The 22,664-nt window shown below is 31.3% G+C and carries 22 protein-coding genes; 11 read left to right on the forward strand and 11 right to left on the reverse strand.

Going from position 1 to position 22,664, the window contains the following annotated elements; translation table 11 throughout:
- Positions 1–35: 35 nt before the first annotated feature.
- A complete protein-coding gene (locus WAF17_RS01260; protein ID WP_338765256.1) occupies positions 36–422 on the reverse strand; it encodes an ester cyclase in 387 nt (128 codons plus the stop codon).
- 182 nt (positions 423–604) lie between these two features.
- On the opposite strand from WAF17_RS01260, the gene WAF17_RS01265 reads away from it, so the two are divergent.
- Together WAF17_RS01265 and WAF17_RS01270 are read left to right on the forward strand one after the other, a co-directional pair.
- The gene (locus tag WAF17_RS01265; protein WP_338765259.1) at positions 605–2,203 is read left to right on the forward strand and encodes a hypothetical protein; all 1,599 of its coding nucleotides are present in this window, start codon (positions 605–607) and stop codon (positions 2,201–2,203) included.
- A gap of 41 nt (positions 2,204–2,244) precedes the next feature.
- On the forward strand, positions 2,245–2,661 hold the full coding sequence (locus WAF17_RS01270) for a hypothetical protein (RefSeq protein ID WP_338765262.1): 417 nt from the start codon (positions 2,245–2,247) through the stop codon (positions 2,659–2,661).
- Positions 2,662–2,677: 16 nt separating this feature from the next.
- Here WAF17_RS01270 and WAF17_RS01275 read toward each other — a convergent pair whose 3' ends face one another.
- The 5 genes from WAF17_RS01275 to WAF17_RS01295 all read right to left on the reverse strand — a co-directional run bounded on the left by WAF17_RS01275 (position 2,678) and on the right by WAF17_RS01295 (position 6,482).
- Positions 2,678–3,880 carry an esterase-like activity of phytase family protein gene (locus tag WAF17_RS01275; protein WP_338765265.1) on the reverse strand — a complete coding sequence of 401 codons (1,203 nt, stop codon included), beginning with the start codon at positions 3,878–3,880 and terminating at the stop codon, positions 2,678–2,680.
- Between the two features lie 33 nt (positions 3,881–3,913).
- Positions 3,914–4,477, reverse strand: a complete 564-nt coding sequence (gene rimM, locus WAF17_RS01280; protein ID WP_338765267.1) for a ribosome maturation factor RimM — start codon at positions 4,475–4,477, stop codon at positions 3,914–3,916.
- Positions 4,478–4,646: 169 nt separating this feature from the next.
- Positions 4,647–5,117, reverse strand: coding sequence for a MarR family transcriptional regulator (locus WAF17_RS01285; protein ID WP_338765269.1), 471 nt, complete (start codon positions 5,115–5,117; stop codon positions 4,647–4,649).
- Between the two features lie 110 nt (positions 5,118–5,227).
- A complete protein-coding gene (locus WAF17_RS01290) occupies positions 5,228–5,797 on the reverse strand; it encodes a hypothetical protein (RefSeq protein ID WP_338765271.1) in 570 nt (189 codons plus the stop codon).
- A gap of 112 nt (positions 5,798–5,909) precedes the next feature.
- Positions 5,910–6,482, reverse strand: a complete 573-nt coding sequence (locus WAF17_RS01295; protein WP_338765273.1) for a MarR family transcriptional regulator — start codon at positions 6,480–6,482, stop codon at positions 5,910–5,912.
- A gap of 251 nt (positions 6,483–6,733) precedes the next feature.
- Here WAF17_RS01295 and WAF17_RS01300 point away from each other — a divergent pair, with 251 nt between their 5' ends.
- The gene (locus WAF17_RS01300; RefSeq protein WP_338765275.1) at positions 6,734–8,002 is read left to right on the forward strand and encodes a class I SAM-dependent rRNA methyltransferase; all 1,269 of its coding nucleotides are present in this window, start codon (positions 6,734–6,736) and stop codon (positions 8,000–8,002) included.
- A gap of 62 nt (positions 8,003–8,064) precedes the next feature.
- On the opposite strand, the gene WAF17_RS01305 is transcribed toward WAF17_RS01300, so the two are convergent.
- A complete protein-coding gene (locus WAF17_RS01305; RefSeq protein WP_338765278.1) occupies positions 8,065–8,466 on the reverse strand; it encodes a hypothetical protein in 402 nt (133 codons plus the stop codon).
- 189 nt (positions 8,467–8,655) lie between these two features.
- On the opposite strand from WAF17_RS01305, the gene WAF17_RS01310 reads away from it, so the two are divergent.
- Entirely contained in the window at positions 8,656–8,979 is a 324-nt protein-coding gene (locus WAF17_RS01310) for a hypothetical protein (protein WP_338765280.1), read from the forward strand.
- Between the two features lie 89 nt (positions 8,980–9,068).
- On the opposite strand, the gene WAF17_RS01315 is transcribed toward WAF17_RS01310, so the two are convergent.
- Complete coding sequence (locus tag WAF17_RS01315) at positions 9,069–10,520, reverse strand: hypothetical protein (protein WP_338765282.1); 1,452 nt, start codon at positions 10,518–10,520, stop codon at positions 9,069–9,071.
- Between the two features lie 159 nt (positions 10,521–10,679).
- Here WAF17_RS01315 and WAF17_RS01320 point away from each other — a divergent pair, with 159 nt between their 5' ends.
- The 6 genes from WAF17_RS01320 (at position 10,680) to WAF17_RS01345 (ending at position 14,184) form a co-directional block, all read left to right on the forward strand.
- Entirely contained in the window at positions 10,680–11,006 is a 327-nt protein-coding gene (locus WAF17_RS01320; protein ID WP_338765285.1) for an antibiotic biosynthesis monooxygenase, read from the forward strand.
- A gap of 116 nt (positions 11,007–11,122) precedes the next feature.
- A complete protein-coding gene (locus WAF17_RS01325; RefSeq protein WP_338765288.1) occupies positions 11,123–11,494 on the forward strand; it encodes a DUF6787 family protein in 372 nt (123 codons plus the stop codon).
- 28 nt (positions 11,495–11,522) lie between these two features.
- Positions 11,523–12,599: a patatin-like phospholipase family protein gene (locus WAF17_RS01330; RefSeq protein WP_338765291.1), complete on the forward strand. Its 1,077-nt coding sequence runs from the start codon at positions 11,523–11,525 to the stop codon at positions 12,597–12,599.
- 138 nt (positions 12,600–12,737) lie between these two features.
- Positions 12,738–13,166, forward strand: coding sequence for a SufE family protein (locus WAF17_RS01335; protein WP_338765294.1), 429 nt, complete (start codon positions 12,738–12,740; stop codon positions 13,164–13,166).
- A 146-nt stretch (positions 13,167–13,312) separates the two neighbouring features.
- Positions 13,313–13,657, forward strand: coding sequence for an iron-sulfur cluster assembly protein (locus tag WAF17_RS01340; RefSeq protein ID WP_338765297.1), 345 nt, complete (start codon positions 13,313–13,315; stop codon positions 13,655–13,657).
- Between the two features lie 113 nt (positions 13,658–13,770).
- A complete protein-coding gene (locus WAF17_RS01345) occupies positions 13,771–14,184 on the forward strand; it encodes a BrxA/BrxB family bacilliredoxin (RefSeq protein WP_338765300.1) in 414 nt (137 codons plus the stop codon).
- A 103-nt stretch (positions 14,185–14,287) separates the two neighbouring features.
- On the opposite strand, the gene WAF17_RS01350 is transcribed toward WAF17_RS01345, so the two are convergent.
- The 3 genes from WAF17_RS01350 to WAF17_RS01360 all read right to left on the reverse strand — a co-directional run bounded on the left by WAF17_RS01350 (position 14,288) and on the right by WAF17_RS01360 (position 20,381).
- Entirely contained in the window at positions 14,288–15,463 is a 1,176-nt protein-coding gene (locus WAF17_RS01350; protein WP_338765303.1) for a DUF1573 domain-containing protein, read from the reverse strand.
- Between the two features lie 304 nt (positions 15,464–15,767).
- Complete coding sequence (locus WAF17_RS01355) at positions 15,768–19,394, reverse strand: M1 family aminopeptidase (protein WP_338765306.1); 3,627 nt, start codon at positions 19,392–19,394, stop codon at positions 15,768–15,770.
- 84 nt (positions 19,395–19,478) lie between these two features.
- Complete coding sequence (locus WAF17_RS01360) at positions 19,479–20,381, reverse strand: ABC transporter ATP-binding protein (protein WP_338765308.1); 903 nt, start codon at positions 20,379–20,381, stop codon at positions 19,479–19,481.
- 413 nt (positions 20,382–20,794) lie between these two features.
- Here WAF17_RS01360 and WAF17_RS01365 point away from each other — a divergent pair, with 413 nt between their 5' ends.
- Entirely contained in the window at positions 20,795–22,537 is a 1,743-nt protein-coding gene (locus tag WAF17_RS01365) for a SulP family inorganic anion transporter (protein ID WP_338765310.1), read from the forward strand.
- Positions 22,538–22,664: the final 127 nt, after the last annotated feature.

Raw genomic sequence — 22,664 nt, forward strand, 5'->3', positions numbered from 1 at the left:
AAAATAAAACTGCATTGAAGGTAGCTTTTTTTGTTCTAGTACATCGTATTTGCATTAGCCGATTCTTTAGGGATTATTTGAATAGTGTCCCAGTGTTCACATATCTTGCCGTTTTTATCAAATCTAAAAAAATCCATAGTTACATATTCGTTTTTAATACCTTGTTCTTGCCACGTTTGATGCGTATGCAAGGCTACTAAATCTCCCTCTGCAATAGCTCTAACAAATTCAATAGATTTATTTGGATATTCTTTCTGCATTTTGTCAAAGTAATTAATAAATCCTTGCAACCCGTCAGCTACATCTGGGTTGTGTTGAATATACTGATTACCAATATATTTTTCTACAGCCTCTTTAGGGTTTCCTTCATAAGCTGTTTTATAGAAAGCAATTGCATTTTCTTTGTTTTTTTGTAAATTCATAGTCTATAATTTTTTCTAAATGAGTATGAATACAATATCTCATCTTTTTTATTTAAAAAAAAATATCAACTTACTCACACAAACGAATCATAAAACAATTTTGAAAAAAGTACGCCTACATCATTTTTTTCTGTATTTTTGATGCTTAACTACTAAAGATTTTTTGAGTAAAAACCAAGAGTTTGAAAAATACTAAGACTTCTACAACTTCTACGACTTCTACACTTTTCAAAAATCCTTTCTTAATTTGGGTTTTTAGTTTGCTTTTGCATAGCATTTTATTATTACTTGTATATTCTGTTTTTTGGGCTTCATATAGCGAAACTACATTAGATTTTCTGAATACTATTTCAAATCAAACTAAAGTCTTCAATTTTTCATTTTTTTCTTGGTTTTTGGTAGTTAGCTTAGGGTTTAGTTTTTCGGCTGTATTTGCTCAACTTATAGCTTCTCTTTCTGATTCAAATCAACAGATCAGAGTTCTCATTCTTTATATTTTAGTCTTTTTCGTTGCTTTTATTCCAATACTTTTGTGGTTGGATAGACACGTTGTGGCGACAATTTGTGCGCTTTCAGGTATAAGCCTTTTGATTATTAATGTCAAAAAAAATACGGCTTTTTATATAAATAGTCTTTTGGGAACACTTTTATGTTTTATTGGTCTTTTTTGGTCGCTAAAAGGTTTTGGATGGGCAATGACAGCCAGTATTCCGTTTTCGCTTTGGTACTTGAAGAAGGAAAATCTAAAGAATCAACTTCCTCAAATTGTTATTTTGGTTTCCCTTGTTTTATTGGCCTTAGTTTGGGATTTGGTTCAGAGTGAAGTTAATAATAACAGACAACAATATATTCATTTTTCAGAAGAAAAAATTGAAGAAAATGTACCAGAGTGGCTTTTAGACGAACATCTGATAGAAGTAAGTTGGTCAAAAAATGATTTTCGCTTATGGCTAAGTGGATTTAATGGGTTTGATATAGAAAAAAATAATCAATATTTTTCAGAAGAAGCTACTCAAGAAATTACTGAATTTTTATTACATTATGATTCTGTTTTTCCTGTTGAGGGCAATCCAATTTTAGAATTTCGATATGTTATTTTACAGTTGGCTCTGCTTGTGTTTTGGTTTTTATTTTTAAGTAATTATAATCTTTCTCGCTATCGCCTAATTACGTATTGGATTGTTGTTTTTCTGATTTGGGCGTGGACAGAATATATGAGTTTGGATACAGAGAATGGCTTTTTACTCGCTTTATGTGCTTACGGAGGACTTTTACCATTGATTGGCACAAATAAATTTAAAGACGTAATTTCTTTCAAAATCCATCAAAAAATTATTTTTGCAGGAATTATTATTCTAGTTATCATTGAGCTTAGTGGAAGTTTGGCTGTCTATATTTCAGAGAGTTTACATACTCGTGAAAATTACGTAGAAACAAAAGCTGTGCTGGAAAATATTTATAAAAGTTACTTTTCTGACAAAAAAATATACGTTGATTGGAATGTAAATCTGAATAACAAAACCTCTCTTCCTTTTTCTACTTCCGTTACTTCCCAGTTTGAAAAAGAACAACTCCAAAATAACTTGGTCGTTCCAATTCAAAAAATACAAAATATAGATTTTTCTGCTTCAAATATTTATTTTATTCTTCCCAAAGAAACAAGAAAGTATCAAACAGATATGCTCAAGATTTATTTTAGTGAACATCAAAATAGACTTATAGAATGGCAATCAGTTTGGAAAACAGAAGATATAGAGGTTTGGAAACTGATTGCTTTTTAATGATTATCTTTAGCAAAATTATTATTTATAAATAAAAAAACATGAAATTAACCTTACTGACCTGTATTATATTTTTTGTTTCCTACTTATCAATCTTTGCACAAACTGACAGCACAGAAGTTTTGATAGCTGAAGTGGAAACTTTACAGAACGAAGAAAAACCCAAAATACGAGCTACCAACTGGAAAGGACAAATTGCTATTACGACAGATGGAGAGGCTTTTTATACCAATTTCGGAGGACCAGGTGTTCGTTTAGGTATAAGAGAAAACTTTGGAGTGAGTATAAATATGTTTCCATCTTTGAAGTTTAAAGAAGAAGAAGGCAAGTCATTAGTTTCTCCTACACTTGGTGCGGGTTTTCAGCTTTACATCAAAAGGCATCTTGTGATAAGTATTCCTATCTATTATCAGGTTACGAAATGGAAACCTGCCTTTGGAATTGGTTATGCTTTTTAGAAATAATTATTTCTTATTATTCCATAATCTCAAAGACTAGAAATTGCGTTTTCTGGATGGCTTGAAAATTATTATCCGATACAAAAATAATTGTTTTGTTGCCATTTTTAAGTGTTTGACCAAAAGACATTCCTTCAATATTATCAATATAACCAAGGTTTTGTTCTGATAAATTGGCTATTAATGTTTTTTTAAGGGGAATATAATCTTTATTTGGAACTAGCTTTTTTAGACTTTCAATATTTTTAGAATCTGTGGCATTTTGAGTTTCGGCTAAAAATAATTTTACCACATTCGAACCTGCTTTATGACCTTGCGAGTATGAACGTTCTAAAACTAAAAACTGTATATTATTTTTTTCTGTTTTCCACTCCAAAATTTCTACTATGCCATTTATTCCGAAAGCAGTATTTGGAATAGGTTCTTTTGCCACAGGTTCGGCTAAATAAACAAATTCTTTTTCAATTTCTGAGCTTTCTATATCCAAACACGTCAAACGAATAGGAAAAACACCTTCTGTTTTTTTTGTCATTTCTCCATCTTGCTGTAATGGTGTTTCGGAAAGAAACCAAATTTTTTCTTGATTTTCAGAGAAGGCAAGAGCTTCAATAGCTGCATTATGATACCAACCTTTATTTTTACTTGTATCAATTAAATTTTTAGGTAGAGTTATCTTTCTGATTTGATTTCCATTTGTATCAATTTCTGCAATAAATGGAATTATATTTCTATTTCTATCACCCTCGCTAGTCCAAAAGAGCGTATTTGATTTACTAGAAAGACGGATACTTTCTGGGTCAGCTGTTTTCATTCCTTCACTTTTGGTAGGATACAATTTTCCGTCTTCTTGTTTTAAAAAGTTTTGAGAAAGGATTTTAAATTTTTCAAATTCATCTTTTGTATAATCTATTTTTGCTGTATAAAAACGCAAACGACCATTCTCATCAAACAAATCATCAGAAAGTAGATAATATAAATTGTTTTCTTTGTCATAATCAATTCCTGAAAGCCCTCCAACTGTCATTTTTTCATTGCCTTCTCCAAGAGTTTCTTCAAACGGAACAGTTTTTTCTCCAATAAAACGAAGTGTAAAAGGTTGTTCTTCTTTTTTATTGGAAGTAGGTTTCTGACTTTGACAATTCGTAAATAGAAACGTAATGCAGAAGAATAGAAAATACAGATTGTGAGAATTTATTTTTTTAGAGTAGTTTTCTTTCATAATTTTTTCCTTAGTAGTTTTCACATCTATTTCCTAATTTCCATTATTTAGTTCCTCTTTGTCATTGTCCTCACTCAAATAAACATCTAACAAACCTTCTGGAAGTTGCATCAGAATTGATTTATTTTCTCTATCAAACTCTTTTATTAATTCTTTTTTGAGAGGAATTAAAACTTCTTTTTCTTTATGATTTATGACTAACAAATCATTTTGAGGCAGGTTATAAATTGTTTCTATTTTTCCAATTTCACCTGTTTCCATATCAGAAACCAAGAAGCCTATAATTTCATGATAGAAAAACTCATCTTCTTCTAGGCTTGGAACAAACTCATCAGGTAAAAATAATTTCATCTTTCTAAACTCCTCTGCTTGTTCTATTGTATCTACTCCTTCTAGCTTCAAGATTACTTTTTGTCCGACCTGTGGACGCAAATTCTCTACAAAAAATGGAACTAATTGTCCTTTTTGCTCTACCAAAATAGATTCAATATCAAGATACAAATTAATATTATCTGTATCCCAAAAGGCTTGAATATCGCCTTTGAGTCCGTGAGGTTTGATAAGTGAACCGAGTTCGAAACAGTTTTCTTTATTCATATACAAAGTAAGAATTTAGAAGTTAGATTTTAGAAGTAAATACGAAAATATAAAGTAATAATTTAGAAGTACCACTTCAATAAATATGATTTGCAAAAATACGACTTCATTTATTAATAAACGAACAATTTGTATTGCATTTCATTCAATTCTGATTTATAATTTTATTTCATTCACTGGTAATTGTAGGCTCTTCTCGGAGTTTATCCAAAAGTGCGCTCAACAATCCTGCTTCTGCATCAGAAAGGTTGAGATAATTCGGTCTGTCAATAGACTCTTCCTTATCTATTTCTTTTAAAAGTTCTAAACCTATTTCTGAGATTGAAATATTTACTTCTCTTCTATCTTCCTGACTGCGCCATTTATTGATATATTTTTTTGTAATTAGCTTGTCCATAATTCGTGTGGTATTCGAATTTTTATCAATCATTCTATCAGTAATATCTTTCACACACAATGGCTGGGGGTGCGAACCACGTAAAATGCGAAGCACATTATATTGCTCTTGAGAAATTCCATAACATTTGAGCTTACTTACTACCTTTCCACGCAACCAACTTGCCGTAAACATAATATTTAACATTGCTCTATGCTGGTCAGATTTGAATTTACTTGTCTTTAATGCCTCTTCAATTTTCATTGTCAGTTAAAAATATAAATTATTATTTTGGTAATTGTTAATTGATTTCTCAATTATTGTACCTACAACTTTTTTCTATCGGTTTATGTTTACTATTTTTGTTGATTCAACTAAATTTGTATAGAAATAGTATATTTGTCTTTTTTCCAACAAGGTTCTTTTCTACTTTCTTTAATACAGTTTTTTATTTTCTTGACTTTGTTGTTAGAAAGAGGTTGTTTAGAGTTGATTTGATAAATTGTTGGTAATTGTCTTGATTTGAGGTAAATATCAAAATTGAGTTCTGTATTTTTTTCTACTTCAAACTTGTATTCAAAAGGCTCTGCATTGACATTTGAAATCTGCATGTTATATTTTCCTTCTGGAATTTCATAGTCAAACTTTCCTTCCCAATATACTTCTGTAGTTTTTCTAAAGTGATTCTCAATACCTATCAATATAATATTAAAAGGGGGTATAATTCCATTCTTATCAGAAACAACACCACTTATTTTACTTTTTACTGCTTCTCTTTTTTCTATTTTCACTCTACTTGTATCATCTTTATAGTCAAATGAAAAAACATATTCATATTTGAATTCTGAATTTTTGTTTATTCTATAAGAATGATTTTTTCTGCTGCACGAATCAAAAGTGAAAAGAATTAGAAGTAAAAGAAGGGAGGTTCTGTGTATTTTCATTAGAATAATTTTTAGTAAAAATAAGCCTTAAAAATAAAAAAACTCCTTTTTACTTTTCAATAAAAAAGAGATAAATCAAATTTTGGTTTTTTTAGTCTAAAAAATTAAAACTTTATTTTTGAAAATTGTTTTTTTGAGCTTCTTCTACTTTTGCACGAACATCTTTCTCAAAATCATTTTTTTGAGATAAATTTCTTTCAGCAGTTCTATTGATATGTTCTATTACTTCAAAGAAACTTTCCATTTTTTCTGGGGAAATTTTATCAAAAATTTGCATATTAAATGTCTTTACAGATTGTCTGGCAGCTTCTCTTCTCAATTTTCCTTCATCAGTCAAACAAATCATTACCTTACGACGGTCTTCATTATCATTCTTGCGTACAATCAATCCTTCTTCTTCCATTGATTTTAATATTCTTGTCAATGAACGTGCTTCCATTCCCATAAGTGGAGCTATTTTGGTAGCAGGAGATCCATTTTCTTGGTCAATATTTAGCAAAACAAATCCTGTTGAGTGCGTAATTCCGTGTTCTGTTCCTATCATATTATACATTTTGGCAATGGATAACCAAGATGCTTTTATGGCAAAATCGACAGAACGTCTTTTTTTTCGTAGTGATTTATCTAAAGAGTCATCAAGAGAAGAATTTTTTTTGTCAGTTCTGTGTGTTTTACCTGTATTCATTTTTATATATGATTATTTTAGCTGATTTTTTGGAGTTTGTTTTATTCAAAATTACTTTTTTCGTATATTTGAATTCATTGTGTATAAACAAAGATAAATAAAATTTGTTATGCATGCATAATTTTTTATGATTTTTTTTAGTCTTTTTATTGTTTTTTATTGGAGCAGGATTTTCAAAAGATTTCATTAAAAAATAATAGTATCTTTGAAGCTACAATTCAATATCATAAAACTGTATCAACATCATAAAAATGACTTCTTACCCAATACTACTACTCAAAAAAGGCAGAGAAAAATCAATTCTGAATCAGCACCCTTGGATATTTTCAGGCGCAGTTCATAAAATGCCAAAAGTAGAAAATGGTGAAATTATAGCTGTTCAAGATGCAGGAGGACGTATTTTGGGATATGGTTTTTTTGACACTAATAGCCAAATTACCTGTCGTATTTTTGAGTTTACACGTTTTCACGATAAAGAAAAAGAGTTTGTAGCTGATGAAGCCTATTTCCATCAAAAAATCAAAAATGCTTATAGTCTGCGTAAAGATTATTTATTAAGTTCTTCTACCAATGCTTACCGACTTTTACACGCAGAAGGCGATTTTTTTTCTGGTGTTATTGTAGATGTTTATGAAAATGTAGCTTCGGTTCAGCTTCTAATAAAGGGAACAGAACGTATTGCAAAGCATATTTTTAGTGGAATACGTGCCATCGGAATTGAACATATTTATCTTCATATTAAAGAAAGTACACGAAATATTGAGGGTTTTGGAGATGAAAAAAGTAAAATAAAACAGGGTTGGCAATTAGAAGAAGGACAGACAGAAAAAGATATTCCATTAATGCCAGTTCAGATTTTGGAAAATAATCTGAAATTCAAAGTAGATGTTGTTGGTGGACAAAAAACAGGCTTTTTTATAGACCAAAGAGAAAATAGAGAACTTGTGAAAAAGTATTCAAAAGATAAATCTGTCTTAAATTGTTTTGGCTATACAGGTGGTTTTAGTGTTTATGCGATTGATGGAGGGGCAAAAAATGTAGTTTCAGTAGATATTTCGAAAGATGCTACCGAAGAAGCAAACCAAAATGTTGCTCTTAATTTTAATAGTTTGATGAGAGCGCATAAAAATCATGATGCCATAGCACAAGATTGCTTTGAGTATTTGAAATCTCTAGGAAATGATTCAGAAATGAATGAAGAAGAGCAGTTCGATATTATCATTCTTGACCCACCAGCCTTTGCAAAAAACAAACGTTCGCTTCCTAAGGCTTCAAGAGGTTATATTAACCTAAATGAATTAGGTTTCAAAAAGGTCAAGAGTGGTGGCTTAGTCTTTACTTTTTCGTGTTCGGGAAGTGTGAGCAAGGATTTATTTAGAAAACTAGTTTTTACAGCAGCAGCAGAGGCAGGACGAAAAATAAGAATTGTTCATCAGCTTACACAGCCTTTAGACCATCCAATAAATATTTATCACCCAGAGGGAGAATACTTGAAAGGATTGGTTTTACAAGTAGAATAAATCATAAATAGAAAGAGCTATCATTCTGACAAATGATAGCTCTCTAAGAAATAATTAGTTATCTATTTTTTTTCTCTTTTTAAGACATATTTCGTAAAATAAACTTGATTACCTCCACTTGTTACAGCTTCTACTTCCCAACCTTCTTTTCCTAACATGTTAAGCATCACGACAACCTTTTCATCATTTTCAGAAATATTATTAAAGTTAATTCCTACTGCGCTATAATAATTTTCCATATTAATAGGCTTGTCAGCTTTTCCATTAGCTCGTGTAACAATCATTCTTGAGCGTCCCAAGCCTCCCGAAACAACAGATTCCAAAACATTTATTTGCATATACTCATAAGTAACTTCATCTTGTATTTCTTTTGTACTGGTTTTATTTAAAACACTAGTAAAGGAAAATAAGCCAACAGCCAAAAAAATAAAGGATAATGCTAAAATAACTTGATTGCGATTCATAATAATATAATTAGAGTTGATAAGAATAAAGCAATAAGATAGAAAAAATATCCAAAAGGTTGCTTGTTGCTTGATAAAATAATAGGTAATCATTTTACAAGTTGAATAATTTTAGTAAATTGAATTTCAATGGTTTTATCACTATTTTTTATCAATTTATAACTAACACTAAAAAAAAACTAGAAAATTATGGGAACATTCAAAGTAGATGGTCGTATGACTGTAAACACGCTTAAAGACAAGTTCAAAGAAACTTTTGGTTATTCATTGCGTGTCTATAAAGGCAATAATGCAGGGCGTGGCGCACGTTTTGCAGATGATAAAACTCGCTTGGGGGAAGTAGCAGATGAGCGTGAATCTGTTGCAGGAATGGGAGAGTTTGATATGCCATCAGAAATGACAATTGCAGAGTTTGAAAAGCTTTTTCAAGAAAAGTTTGATATTGCTGTACAGGTAGCTGATGCTGATAACGAGAAATTGTTAGACAATGACGCTACATTGAAAGCTAATTAATTTTTGATTGTAGTCAATCATTATTAAAACCTCTATTTTTGGCTTATATTTAAGCTAGAAATAGAGGTTTTTCTGAATAAACTTGATTTCTATCCTCCACAGCCACCACAACCTCCTCCACAACCACTCCCACAAGAAGAACCACAAGAACTTCCACAAGATGAGCCACAAGAACCACCATCACTACTATACGAAGAGCTGTTACTATTTGTATAACTTACCAAAGGAGTAAATGAAGCATCAAAAACGGAGCTATCAACATAAATATAACTCCATTCGTGGGTAGTAGAGTTACTAATTTCCTTTCCATATTTTTTAGGAAGAATTTGATTCTTATATAAATTAGGTATGCTATCTTTTGCCATTTTATTAGATAATCTACCTAGATGAACAATAGAAAAAATCAAAAGAATGACTAGCAATACAGCTATGAAGAAAATAGGTCTGTCATTCGAGATACCCATAAAAAGACGAATAAACCCAATAATCATAATAGCAGAAATAGCAATATAATTTATCAAAAATAACTTTATAAAAGTTTTTGATGACTTTATTATTTCCATAAATTTATCCATTGCCTGATACGTATTTCTAAAAACTTCTTTATTTGTAAGGGCTTGGAGAAGTGAGGGATAAAATACTTTATCAGAAGTAGCTGTAAGAGCAGTAAGCGTATCAAGGATTACAAACTCTTCTACTGATTTAGGTTTTGTTTTGCTTTTTTCTTTTATCTCATACTTACTATTTATTTCTATCTTACGATTTTTTACTAGTTTATTTACTTCATTATGAACAACATCATTTTTTTTTCCTTTTTTGAGATAAATAACCTCTGAAATAGATAAATCGTGAATGAAAGCATCTTCTGGCCAATTTTTTACCATCTTTTTTAGATATGACGTATTAAAAGAAGTAAGACCGATACCAACAATTATAAGCAATGGAATATAAAACAAGAAGAAATCCGAACCATTTATTTGACTATAAATAGGCTGCATCAAAAAATGTAGAGGAATCAGAACTATCAAAGAAATGACAGAGCCTAGGATAACAACTTTTTCTATGGTAATAGTAGATTCTTTTAAGTTTAAAGGTTGATACATAGTTGTATTTTCCCATATATCACTAGGTTGTTTGCCAAACTGCTTTTCATAGAGTTTTGTCGTATTATCCTTTGCACTTTTAAATTTTTCAAATTCAGCCTTATTATGAGTAGAAGGAATGTGTTGAATCTTCTTTCCTAATAAATTACAAAACTCATTATAAGATTCAGTAAAAATTAGGTGTTGATGCCAAACAATATCTACAATTTCAGAAGGAGAAACCATTATCCCAGCCGTTGCAGCTAAATACATAAACTTTTTGTATTCTAAAATGGCTTTATCAGTGAACTTTTGTGTCCATTTATTCTCATCAGTCAAACGAGTTATAAATCCATAATCTGTAAGAGGTTTGTTGAAATCAAAACTTTTTATTTTATCCCAAGAAATGACATCTTTTTCATTCTCATTTCCTTTTTCTAATGTTTTTTCTATATTCATAAGTAGAAAATTTAAGCAAGTTGTGATAAGAGGTATAGTTTGTCCTTTAAAATACGTAAAAATTAATAGAAAAGGTTTGTGTTTATCAAATTTAATCTCATATTTCTTGCCTTTGCAATTCCTAATTAGAAATTTATATTCGTAATTATTCTTTATATTATGATAGCCCAAACTCCAAAAACACCCTATTACGCTGTTATTTTCACATCTATTTTGAATGATGAAATAGACAAAGAAGAATATTCAAAAACAGCGATTCGTATGGTAGAGTTAGCAAAAGAACAAAAAGGTTTTCTAGGAGTAGAATCTGCTAGAGAAGAAATTGGAATAACTGTTTCATATTGGAAAGACTTGGAATCAATAAAGAAATGGAAATATCAATCAGAACATACGTTAGCTAGAGAAAAAGGACGTTCAGAATTTTATCAATCCTTCAAAACTAGAATTGTAAAAGTAGAAAGAGATTATGATTTTTTTATTTTGTAAGTCATTATTGAGATACAGATAAAATACCAAAGACAGCATGATACTTTATTGCCTAATTTTTAATAGATAGATTTAGAACAGTTTGTAAGCTCTACTTGTTAGGACTGAATGAATTTATGCGTAAATTTACCTTATCAGAAAAAGAGGAAAAAGAAATGAAGAGTAATAAAGAAGAAAAAAACTCAAATTGGATAGAAAAACTCAAAACTCGTTGGCAAGTAAATTCGGCTTGGCAGGTAGTTGTTATCTTGATTGTCTTTGCCCTAACAGGTTTTACGGTCATGTATGGCAAACGTTGGTTTTTCGGAATCATTGGTTTTGATCAAACAACGCCTTGGTATATCAAAACTACTGTCTGGATTCTTCTTATTTTGCCTATTTATCAACTAGTTTTACTTTTTTACGGTGCAATTTTTGGGCAATTTAATTTCTTTTGGAACTTTGTCAAACGTGCTTTTGGTAGAATTTTCTTTTTCTTAAAAAAATAAAGTCAGCTAAATAATATAAAATCAGTTTATGCAACGTAAAAAATTAGATTTAGCACTACAAGGAGGAGGTTCTCATGGAGCTTATACATGGGGCATTTTGGAACGCCTTTTAGAGGACCGAAGGATTATTATTGATGGAATTTGTGGAACTTCTGCAGGAGCTATGAATGCAGTCATTACGGCAGCAGGATTGCAAAAAGGAGGACGACAAGGAGCTATTGAACACCTAAATGATTTTTGGAGAAGAATAGCTCATCTTCAAAGTTTTGGAATGATGCAACCCAGTATTTTTGATAAATTATGGGGAAACGGAACACTAAAACTGTCGCCTATCTACAATATGATGGAGTTTTTTACGATGATGTATTCGCCTTATCAATCTAACCCTTTAAATATCAATCCATTGCGTTATATTTTAGCTGATATGGTGGATTTTGAAAAGCTAAAAGTTACTCGTTATAATAAACTCTTTATTTGTGCTACTAATGTAAGAACAAGTCAAGCCAAAATTTTTGATAATGAGAATATATCCTTAGATGCTGTTTTGGCTTCTGCCTGTTTGCCTTTTATCTTTCAAGCTGTTGAAATTGATGGAGAAGCCTATTGGGATGGTGGTTATATGGGAAATCCTCCTCTTTATCCCCTCATTGATAATACTCGTACTTCTGATATTATGATTGTTCAGATAAACCCAATTCGTATTCCAAATATTCCAAAAACGGTAGATGAAATTAGAGATAGAATCAATGAAATAGCCTTTAATTCTAGTTTGATACACGATATTCGTCAGATAAACTTAGTTCGAAAAATGCTAGACCGAGGGATAAATATTGATGGAAAATTTAGAGATTTATTTATTCATAATATTGCTCCAGAGCGTTTGATGGCGAAATTGAGTTCGAAAACAAAACTTAATGCAGATATTAATTTCCTTCTAAAACTCAAAAAATATGGAAAATCAGCTGCTGACCGTTGGTTAAGAGAAAATTTTGATAAAATAGGAAATGAATCTACTTGCGATATAGAAGAAGTATTCTTGAGCAAAACCAAAACTCCTATTGACCAGCCAACAAATATAAAAGTTGATTTGGATGGTATGATATAAAAAAACAGAGGAATAGATTTGTAAAGGTCTAATGAAATAACTGATAAATGATTATTGCTAACTGATAACTGAAAAATCATTATCTTTGTAGGTACAACTAATTAACCAATAACAAAAACTAAAAAAGAAGTATTAGTTATGAAAATTAATGAGATTCAAGACGAGATTATAGAAGAATTTGCACTTTTTGATAATAAAAATGACCAATATGGTTATATTATAGAATTAGGAAAAAAATTAGAAAATTTGCCAGAAGAGGAGTATCAAGACGGAAATTTAATCAAGGGGTGTCAGTCAAAAGTATGGCTTACTGCCGAAAAGTCCGAACAAGGCAATGAAATTCAAATAAAATATATAGCAGACAGCGATTCTACACTTGTAAAAGGTTTGGTAAGTCTTTTGATGCGTGTATTGTCAGAGCAACCAGCTAAAGAAATTCTGTCTTCTGAACTTTATTTTATTGATAAAATAGGTTTGGGACAACTTTTGTCTATGAACCGTTCGAACGGACTGGCTTCAATGGTAAAACAAATGAAAATTTATGCACTTGCTTATCAAGCTGTGTAGTCTTTAGGTTGCTCGTGAGGACACGAGCAACGGTTTTTCTCTTTCAAGAAATGATAAATTTATGTGTTCATGATTTATCATCATAAAAATTAAAATTATCCATTGCTCGTGTCCCCACGAGCGATTAGCAATAAAAAGACACTAAAATGGAAAATAAAGAAACTACAACGCCAACCGTATCGACAAGAGATAGAGTTATTAATGCGATTCAGAGTATTTATGACCCAGAAATTCCTGTTGATATTTATGAATTAGGTTTGATTTATGAAATCAATACCGTTGAGCTTGTTCCGAATAATGCAAGTGTTCATATTTTGATGACGCTCACTTCTCCAAATTGTCCTTCGGCAGAACAAATTCCTGCTGAAGTAGAAGAAAAAGTAAAAGCTGTGGTAGGAGTAAACGAAGTAAATGTAGAACTCACTTTTGACCCTCCTTATGAAGCTGAAATGATGTCAGAAGCTGCTCGTTTGCAGCTTGGTTTTATGTAAAACAGTAAAATAGTGAGTTGTTGGTGTCGCTACACTAAGACCAACAACAGCCAGAAAATGAACAACAAAGCCCTAAGGGTTTAATATAATTCTCAATTTTCAATTAATATATTATGTATCCAGAACATTTGACTACGCCCATGAAAGGCGAACTTGTAAATATAGGTTTTAAAGATTTAACAACTCCAGAAGCAGTAGAAACAACACTTTCAGAAGATGGAACTACACTTATGGTAATTAATTCGGTTTGTGGTTGTGCAGCAGGTGCAGCCCGTCCAGGTGTTCGTATGTCTTTAGAGAAATCAAATAAAAAACCAACTCAACTAGCAACTGTTTTTGCAGGTGTTGATAAAGAAGCTGTTGATAAAGTGCGTGAACTTGCGCTTCCTTATCCTCCTTCTTCTCCTTCAATTGCACTTTTTAAAAATGGCGAAGTAATCCATTTTGTAGAGCGTCATCACATTGAAGGTCGTTCGGCAGAAGCAATTGCAACTCATTTGGCAGCCGTTTATGAAGAACTTTGCTAAGTCAGTTACTAGTTAATTACTGAATACAATTTCAGAAAAATAAAAAACCACTTTTAGAAAATAGATTCTAAAAGTGGTTTTTACATTTCACAAGAAATTATTATTATTTTATAACAAAACTAACTATTTTTTCTCCAAATGATCCAAATCTATCTCCTTTTTTGTCTTCATTGAGACTAACCTTTAAATCTAGTTTAACCTCTTCAATGTCGTATTTTGCAATCATCTCTTTTGAAAAAATTACTCTAATTTCTATTTCTTCATTCGTTTTGATTACTTCTTTAGAATAATTTAGATAAGCAATAGGCTGACTTACTTCAATATCAGAAATATAAAAATCCTTTTTTCCTGTATTTTTGATTTTAAAAATATAAGGTTTGGATAATTCTTTTTTAGTTTGCTTGAAGTTTAATTCTTCAGATGAAGTTTTAAATTGTAACTCCTTTTTAGGAGCATTATACTTGACACCAATCCTAATATTCTCTCCTTGACTAGGACGAATACTAAAAGAAAAATACCTCTCATTTTCAGCTTTTTCCATATTCAAAATGATGTGCAAATCTCTAGTTTCTCCTACTGCTATGGGTGTATTTCCCCAATAGAACTCAATATCATCATCAATTAAAAAGAGAGGTTTTTCAAAAGTAATTTCTTCATCTGAGTTATTTTTGACACGAAGTATTTTAATAATATTTTCATCGCCATCTACCTTTCCAAAATCTACAAGTAATGAGCCAATATTATGTTCTTGGTCTATAGAAAAATCTTCTAAGTTAAGTATTTGCAAACCATATTTACTTTTGAAATCTTTTTCAAAATCTTCTAATTCTTCAGAACTAGACATGTTTTTGTCTCTATCTTCTATTTGTTTTATAATATAAGCATTTGCATTTTGCGACCATTGTTGTATTGGTAAACCTAACTCTTGTAATAAACTAGGCTGTGTTTCTACTATAAGTCTGCCAGCATCTGAATCAAGCATAGTTATAATAGCATCTATTTGTTCTTCTGTATATGTTTGTGTGTAGATGGGTGTTACTATATCTATAAATTCTTCAAGAGATTCTGTCTTGAGTTTTCCTTCCAAGTTTTTCCAAAAGCCATCAGAAATTGTAGGGTTAGTTTTTTTTTGATATTCTATTGTTCTATCTATGAGGTTCTCTATATTTCTGAGTGTACCGTCTATCTTTAATAATTTTCCTACTTTTTCCTCTATAGATTGAGAGTTAGCTTGAAATGTTATAAACACAAACAATAATAACAATGTTGTTTTTTTCATGATTGTAATAATGGAAAATAAATAATGTTTTTTTATTCTGAATAATTGAATAAAAAGAGTTTTAGGGTTTAAATTTATACAAATATATTGCTTTATATTTTTAATGCTAAATATTCTTTCATAATCTCTGTACCATTATTGGCTTTAGTTTCGGTTTGCCAACAAAATACACTTCTGCTGTTCATTACAAAGTTATCCTTGCTTGGCAGTTATCAGTAAAGAGTAATTAATTATTTATTTAACAAAAAACCACTTTTAGAAAATAGATTCTAAAAGTGGTTTTTTGTTGGGTTTTTAAAAAAGGCTATTCTTTCTCTACTTTTTCTACATTATCGTCTGGATGACGGTCGATGAGTTTGTTAAGTGGGTCAATTCCTGCTTTTACAGGTTTTCCTTTTACCTTAACAGTAATCGTAGAGTTTTCCTTCGTAATTTGATGCTTTTCAAAATACAAAAGAGGAGCAAATTTGTACCCTTCTGCATTGGCTTCTGCTGGTTCTTTTCCATAAACTCCAATATCAACCCATTCTGTCAGAGGAAGTTCAGTTTCATTTCCTAAAGAATCGGCTACTGTCTTTTTACTAGAAAGTTCTAAAGTAACTTCATACATATCGTCTCCTAATTCCTTGTAAGTTGCTTTTTCAGTTTTATTTTCATAGAAAGTAATGCTTTCTACCAAATCTGTAATTAAATATTGAAGTGAATCTGGTGTAACAGCTTTTATTTCGTTAGTCAAATCTGTCGTAATCGGATAATCTCCTTCTGAAAACTTCCATTTTTTGAGGTAATTTTGAAGAGCAAGGTTGATTTTTTCTTCTCCAATATAATCTTGCAGAGCAAACATAACCAACGAACCTTTTCGATAATGAATATACTGTTGCCCTTCTACCAAATCTAAAGGAAGTTCTTTTTTGCGTTCTCTTGCTCTTCCTCTCAAATAGCTTTCAAGCTCATACTTCAAAAACTTTTGAATCATTTCTTTTGGATATTTATTTTTCATTACCATAAGTGCAGAATATTGCGAAAGCGTTTCAGAAAGCATCGAACTTCCCTGTACAGGAGCTTCTGTTACTTGATGCCCCCACCATTGGTGTGCTGTTTCATGTGCCGTTACGTAATAATTCATATCAATATCATCGGCTTTCATATCTAGCATAAAACCAATTTCTTCTGAATAAGGAACAGTATTGGCAAACGATTGAGCAAAAGATTGATAACGTGGAAACTCAATAATACGCAACTGACGATGCTGATACTCTGAAAAATTAGCTGAAAAATAACTCAAAGCATCTTTCATTCCGTTCATCATCCTATCCAAATTGGCTGTATGTTCTTTGTGATAATAGATTTCAAGACTTACCTCTTTTTGATTTCCATTCGAATCTGCTTCTGACTTCCAAACATCTTTCATTACTTCATATCTACCTGATTGCATCGCATAAAAATTAGCCATCGGAGCATCCATTTTGTAATGAAAATAACGCCTGTCATTTTCTGTCCATTCTTTCTGTAAATAACCGGGGGCAATTGCAATTTGGTCTGGCGATGTACTCAAAACAATTTCAAAATCAATCATATCGGCATCGTTACCAAAAAGATTATGTGAATGGAATTTTTCTTCTTCACGAGCAGGTACACGTTCTTTTTCAGGTAAATCATATTCTTTACGCTTATCATCACTTCCTAACTCATAACCTTCATTATATCCTAAAGAGGGAAAAAAGCTATTATTAAAGAATGTTCCATTTTCTACTACATTAGTATTGCTTCCACGAGTTACAAAACCTTCTGTTTCCAAAACCATTTTGAAATCAAGTTTCACAGTTTCGTTAGGTTGTAGAGGTTTTGCAAGTGTGTAGATACTGTAATTAAATTCTTTGAACTCATCTTTCAGACCAGCTTCTTTTGAGAATTTGAGATACTCTGTTCTGATATTTCCCCTATCTCCTTTTTGAATATGAATATCTTTGATAGGTTTATCAGTTTTGTTTTTGAGCATAAAATAACCTTCTACAGTTACATCTCTTTCTTCTGGATAAATATCAACTTTAAGATTGGCAGCTGTTATTTTTGGTAACTCTACATCTTTAAATTGTTTCAAGCTTTGTTCGTATGCTACTTGTTGTTTTTCTCGGTCTTCTGAATTTTGATACTCATTTAAAACATTTACATTGTAAAAAGCAAATGAACCCAAAAATACGACAGCTACAAAACTTACTACCAAACCTGCTACCCACGTATTATTGATTCTGAATTTGCCAATTTCATAACGAGTCTTGATATTTGTTTCTGTTCCTCTTACTGAAAAATAAATAGCTAAGAATAACAAAACAATAGAAAACATAATCCAATAGGCACTCATCCACGAAAAAGGAGTTACAAAATGTCCAAAAGTATTCATATCCGAATATGTTCCTAAGTTCATTCCACTTCCAAAATGAAATAATGGATGTTCTACATTAATAGAAGAAAGTATAGCATCTCCAATAAAAATAACAATCATTGCAGCAAAACCAATAAACTTATTATTGACCATTACCTGTATAAAAAAGCCAAGTAGCGTATAAATGATAAGCATTGAAAGTGTATCTGTAAATAAGGTTTTGAGGTAGAGTCCAATTTCAAAGTTATAATAGCCTTTCGAAATTTGTATCAAAATTCCTGTCAGAATGAGCATCAAAATAAGAACAGAATAGGACAAAACAAGCGCAAAAAATTTACTGACAATTCCTATCCAAGTTTGCGTAGGAAGTGCATCTAAAATCAAATTCATTTTTGCTTCTCTCTCTTTCCATACTAACTCACCTGTATAAAAAACAGCAATAATCAAGAAAAACAAAGTAAACTGACCTTGAATTAGCTCAAGAACAGAGTAAGTTGTTGGAAAAGAATATGCACCATAAAGCCTGTTCATGTTCATTGAAGCTGCAAAAGTCATAAGCACTCCTGCAATCACAACAGCCAAAAAAGGAACTTCTTTAAAGAGATTTTTGAAGTAAAAAACAGTCAATCTCATTACGTGTTGAATCGTTGCACCAAAACCAAAGTTTAGGTTTACTTTAGGAAGGTTGGTAAGTGCAATTGGCGTGGCAATAGTCTTTTTCTCTGCTTTTGGCTTACGTAAACTCTGACGAACAACACGAAACGCAAATATTTTGTATAAAATAAATAAGGATACAAAAGAAATAGAGAGCCATAACAAACGATTATAGAGAACAAAACCAGAAAGCTGTGCCGTTTGAGAGTTTTGTTGTGTGATAGACCAATACTCTGTCTGTCTTTGAAAAGCTGAAATACCGAATGGGTCAAGCCAAGCTACAATATCTTTGTATTCTAAAGAGCTAGAAAGATTAAGGGCAACAATATAAAGCACTAAAAGCAAAATTCCTTGTGTATAAACAACAAGCATTTTACGACTCAAAGCTCCACCAGCAAACATAATTGTTCCACTAATAAAAAGATTAGTTATACCAAAAAGCAAAAAGGGTTGCAAATAATGCCACAGATTGAACGCCAAAAAACGGTCAGGATTTGAAAAAGATTTGAAATAACCTAATGTCATTCCAAAAAAAGCACCACTAAAAACAAAAACCAAAACAATGAAAGACCCTATAAAACGACCAAATAGATAATCTCGTTTTGTAATAGGTGTGGTAAAGAACATCGAATGTGTTTTGTGTTCAAAATCACGTAAAACACCCACTCCCATAATTGCCGAAACAATCATACTAAAGAATGCTGTGATAATAAGAATTGTATTGGTAAGGGCAACAGGAGCATTAATCTTTACTTGTCCTGAAGCATTACCAATTTGTAAGTCATCACTCCACATTGCAATAAATGTGAGTAAAAATAAAATAGTAAAGTAAAGATAGGTAGCTGGACGCTTAACTCTATATTTGAGTTCGAAACGAATGACTTCTAGTAACATGAGAATTGGGAATTAGGAAATGGAGGTTGGAAATTAGGAAATTTCAATGAAATTAATACTATTCCTAAAATCTGAATTTTAAATTTATTTACTGGTAACTGCTAACTGATGATTACTAATTGTATTAAAATAAACATCTTCTAAATCTGCTTCTACTATTTCAAAACCTTCTTCTGGCTGCGATTCTGAAAAGACGTGAATAACTGGTTTCCCTGCACTCATCCTATCCGAAATTACATTCATTCGTTTTTGGTAGGCTTCTACTTCACTTCTCTCAATTCGTTTTCTCCAAACTTTATTTTCCAAACTTTCAATGGCTTTGAGTGGATGAACTTGTAATAAAACCTCTCCTTTATTAATAATTGCCATATCAGTGCAAAGTTCTTTTACGTCATCTACAATATGTGTAGAAAGAATAACAATCGTATTTTCTCCTAGTTCACTTAAAAGATTATGAAAGCGATTTCGTTCTGCTGGGTCTAGTCCTGCTGTGGGTTCATCTACAATAATAAGCTCTGGGTTGGCAAGAAGTGCTTGAGCAATTCCGAAACGCTGTTTCATTCCTCCACTAAAACCTCCTAAGTTTTTCTTTCTCTTGTCATATAAATTTGTTTTGTTCAAAAGAGCATGTACAACTTCTTTTCGTTCAGCTTTATTTGTAATTCCTTTCAATACTGCCAAATGGTCTAACAAAACCTCTGCACTTACTTTTGGATAAACACCAAACTCTTGTGGAAGATAACCAACAATAGAACGAACTTTGTCTTTTTCTTCTAACACATTTATTTCTGCTTTGGAAGAAGCAAAACTAATTGTTCCACTATCTGCTTCTTGAAGTGTAGCAATAGTTCTCATAAGTGATGATTTCCCTGCTCCATTAGGTCCTAGAAGACCAAACATTCCTTTGTTGATAGTTAGAGAAACATTAGAAAGAGCTTGTACGCCGTTTGCGTAAGTTTTATTTAGATTCTTGATTATCAGTTGCATAAAAAGTAGTTGAGTGATTAATAATATTTTTGATTCAGCCTTAATAGATTCTGTTTTTTCTTACAAGTTGCATATCAAGTATGAAAGTTACAGTTTTTAAGAAAAATTTTATTTTGTATAACTAAACGTTATCACGGTTATTTTTGTATGTCGGTCTTCCAAATTGACTAAAACAAATAAAGGCTGTTTTTTTGTGTCAGACAGGATGTCTGAATTACCCCTCTAAAATAACACACTAATAATTTCTAGTTATATCAAAATTTTGTATTTTTGTTTGATATTAAAGTATTACTATCAAAGAATATTTTTTTTATACTCGCTCAAAAAGTAAAACATTGATTCCCTAAAGTATTTCTAACTAATTGGAAGTAGTATTAAAAAGGTATCAAAATGCTGCTCACTAATTTTAAATGATGCCCAATTCGTTTTTGAATGCTAATAAAGACCTAAAAACTAAAAAAATACCTTATTCCAAACTCACACTTTTTGGGAACTTAAAACACGATATTCCTGCTGGGTTAGTTGTTTTTTTGGTAGCCCTTCCTCTTTGTCTCGGAATTGCTGTGGCTTCAGATGCACCTGCTTTTTCTGGTATCGTTGCTGGAATTTTGGGTGGTTTAGTTGTGCCTCTAATTAGCCGTTCTGCGATGGGAGTTAGTGGTCCTGCTGCTGGTCTTACTGCTGTTGTGGTTTTAGGAATTGCAGATACAGGCAGTTTTGAACTTTTTTTGTTAGCTGTTTTTTTAGGAGGACTTTTTCAGCTTATACTTTTTTTAATACAAGCAGGAACAATTGCTTATTTTTTGCCTTCCTCTGTTTTGAAGGGAATGCTTGCAGGTATCGGAATGATTCTGATTCTCAAACAACTTCCATATGCACTTGGCTATGATGTAGAAGCTTTTAGCGAAGATGAGTTTTGGATTTGGGGAACAGATAAAAATGCCATTACAATGATTTTGGCAGCATTAAAAAATACTTCCAAGAATCTCAATGCAATTATTATAACTCTTTCAAGTTTGTTTGTCTTGATTGTTTGGGATAAAATAACATTTCTCAAAAAAATATCATTTCTTCCTGCTGCTCTGATGACTGTTGTGATAGGAACATTAATTAATGAAATGTATCATATCTTTGAGTCTTCTGCTCTTTCTCCTTTGGCTTCCTCGCATTTGGTAGATTTACCAATGACAAACGAGCTAAAAAATCTTTCTATTCAATCTATTTCTGCTTTAGAATTTATAAAAATATCACTTTCTAATTTTTGGCAACAGTTTACTTTTCCTAATTTTTCGCTTTGGTTAGAACATATCAAGGATTGGGATATTTGGGTTTTGGCTTTTACTATTGGGATTATAGCAAGTATAGAATCACTCTTGACCGTTGAGGCTGTTGATAAATTAGATCCTTATAAAAGAAATTCTCCACTCAATCGTGAACTTTTGGCGCAAGGTGTGGCAAATATGATTGCAGGTCTTGTGGGTTCGATTCCTATTACGGCAGTTATTGTAAGGAGTACGGCAAGTATTGAATCTGGTGGACGAACTCGTATGGTAGCAATCATACACAGTTTATTCTTACTCATTTCAGTGGTTTTTATTAGTCAATATCTCAATCATATTCCACTTGCTAGTTTGGCAGCCATACTTTTAGTGGTAGGTTACAAACTTATCAAACCTTCTATTGTAAAAGAAGTTTATCAAAAAGGAAGAGAGCAGTTTTTACCTTTTATAGTAACAGCGATAGTTATTTTGTTCTCTGATTTACTTATCGGAATACTGATAGGAATTGCAGTAGGTTTCTTTTTCATTATTCGTGCTAACATCAGAACAGCAATTTCAATTAAGCAAGTAGGGAGAGATGAAAATTACTTCGAAATTATTTTTAATAAAGATTTATCTTTTGTGAATCGTGCTTTTTTGAGAGATATTTTTGTAAAAGTACCTGACCATACTTTTTTAATTATAGATGGAACGAAAGCAAACTTTATTGATAAAGACATTGAAGATACTATCAAAAATTTTATAAAAGAAGCAGAGCAGCACGATATTGCAGTAACTCTAAAAAATGTAGCTTTTGTAAGCTCGGAAGAAGCTATAAAAGAACATGAAAAGAAAAATAGTAGTGATAAACGTTTTGAAGAAAAAGCATTATTATAATTAAAAAATAAAACCTATCATAGAAATAAAATAAATTATGTCAAAATCTTATTTAGATTTCTCTCTTTTGTTGGTTTTTTTAGCAAAGCAACACCGATAAATACATAAATTTTTAAATTGAACAAAG

It is taken from the genome of Bernardetia sp. ABR2-2B (assembly GCF_037126435.1).
Lineage (GTDB): Bacteria > Bacteroidota > Bacteroidia > Cytophagales > Bernardetiaceae > Bernardetia.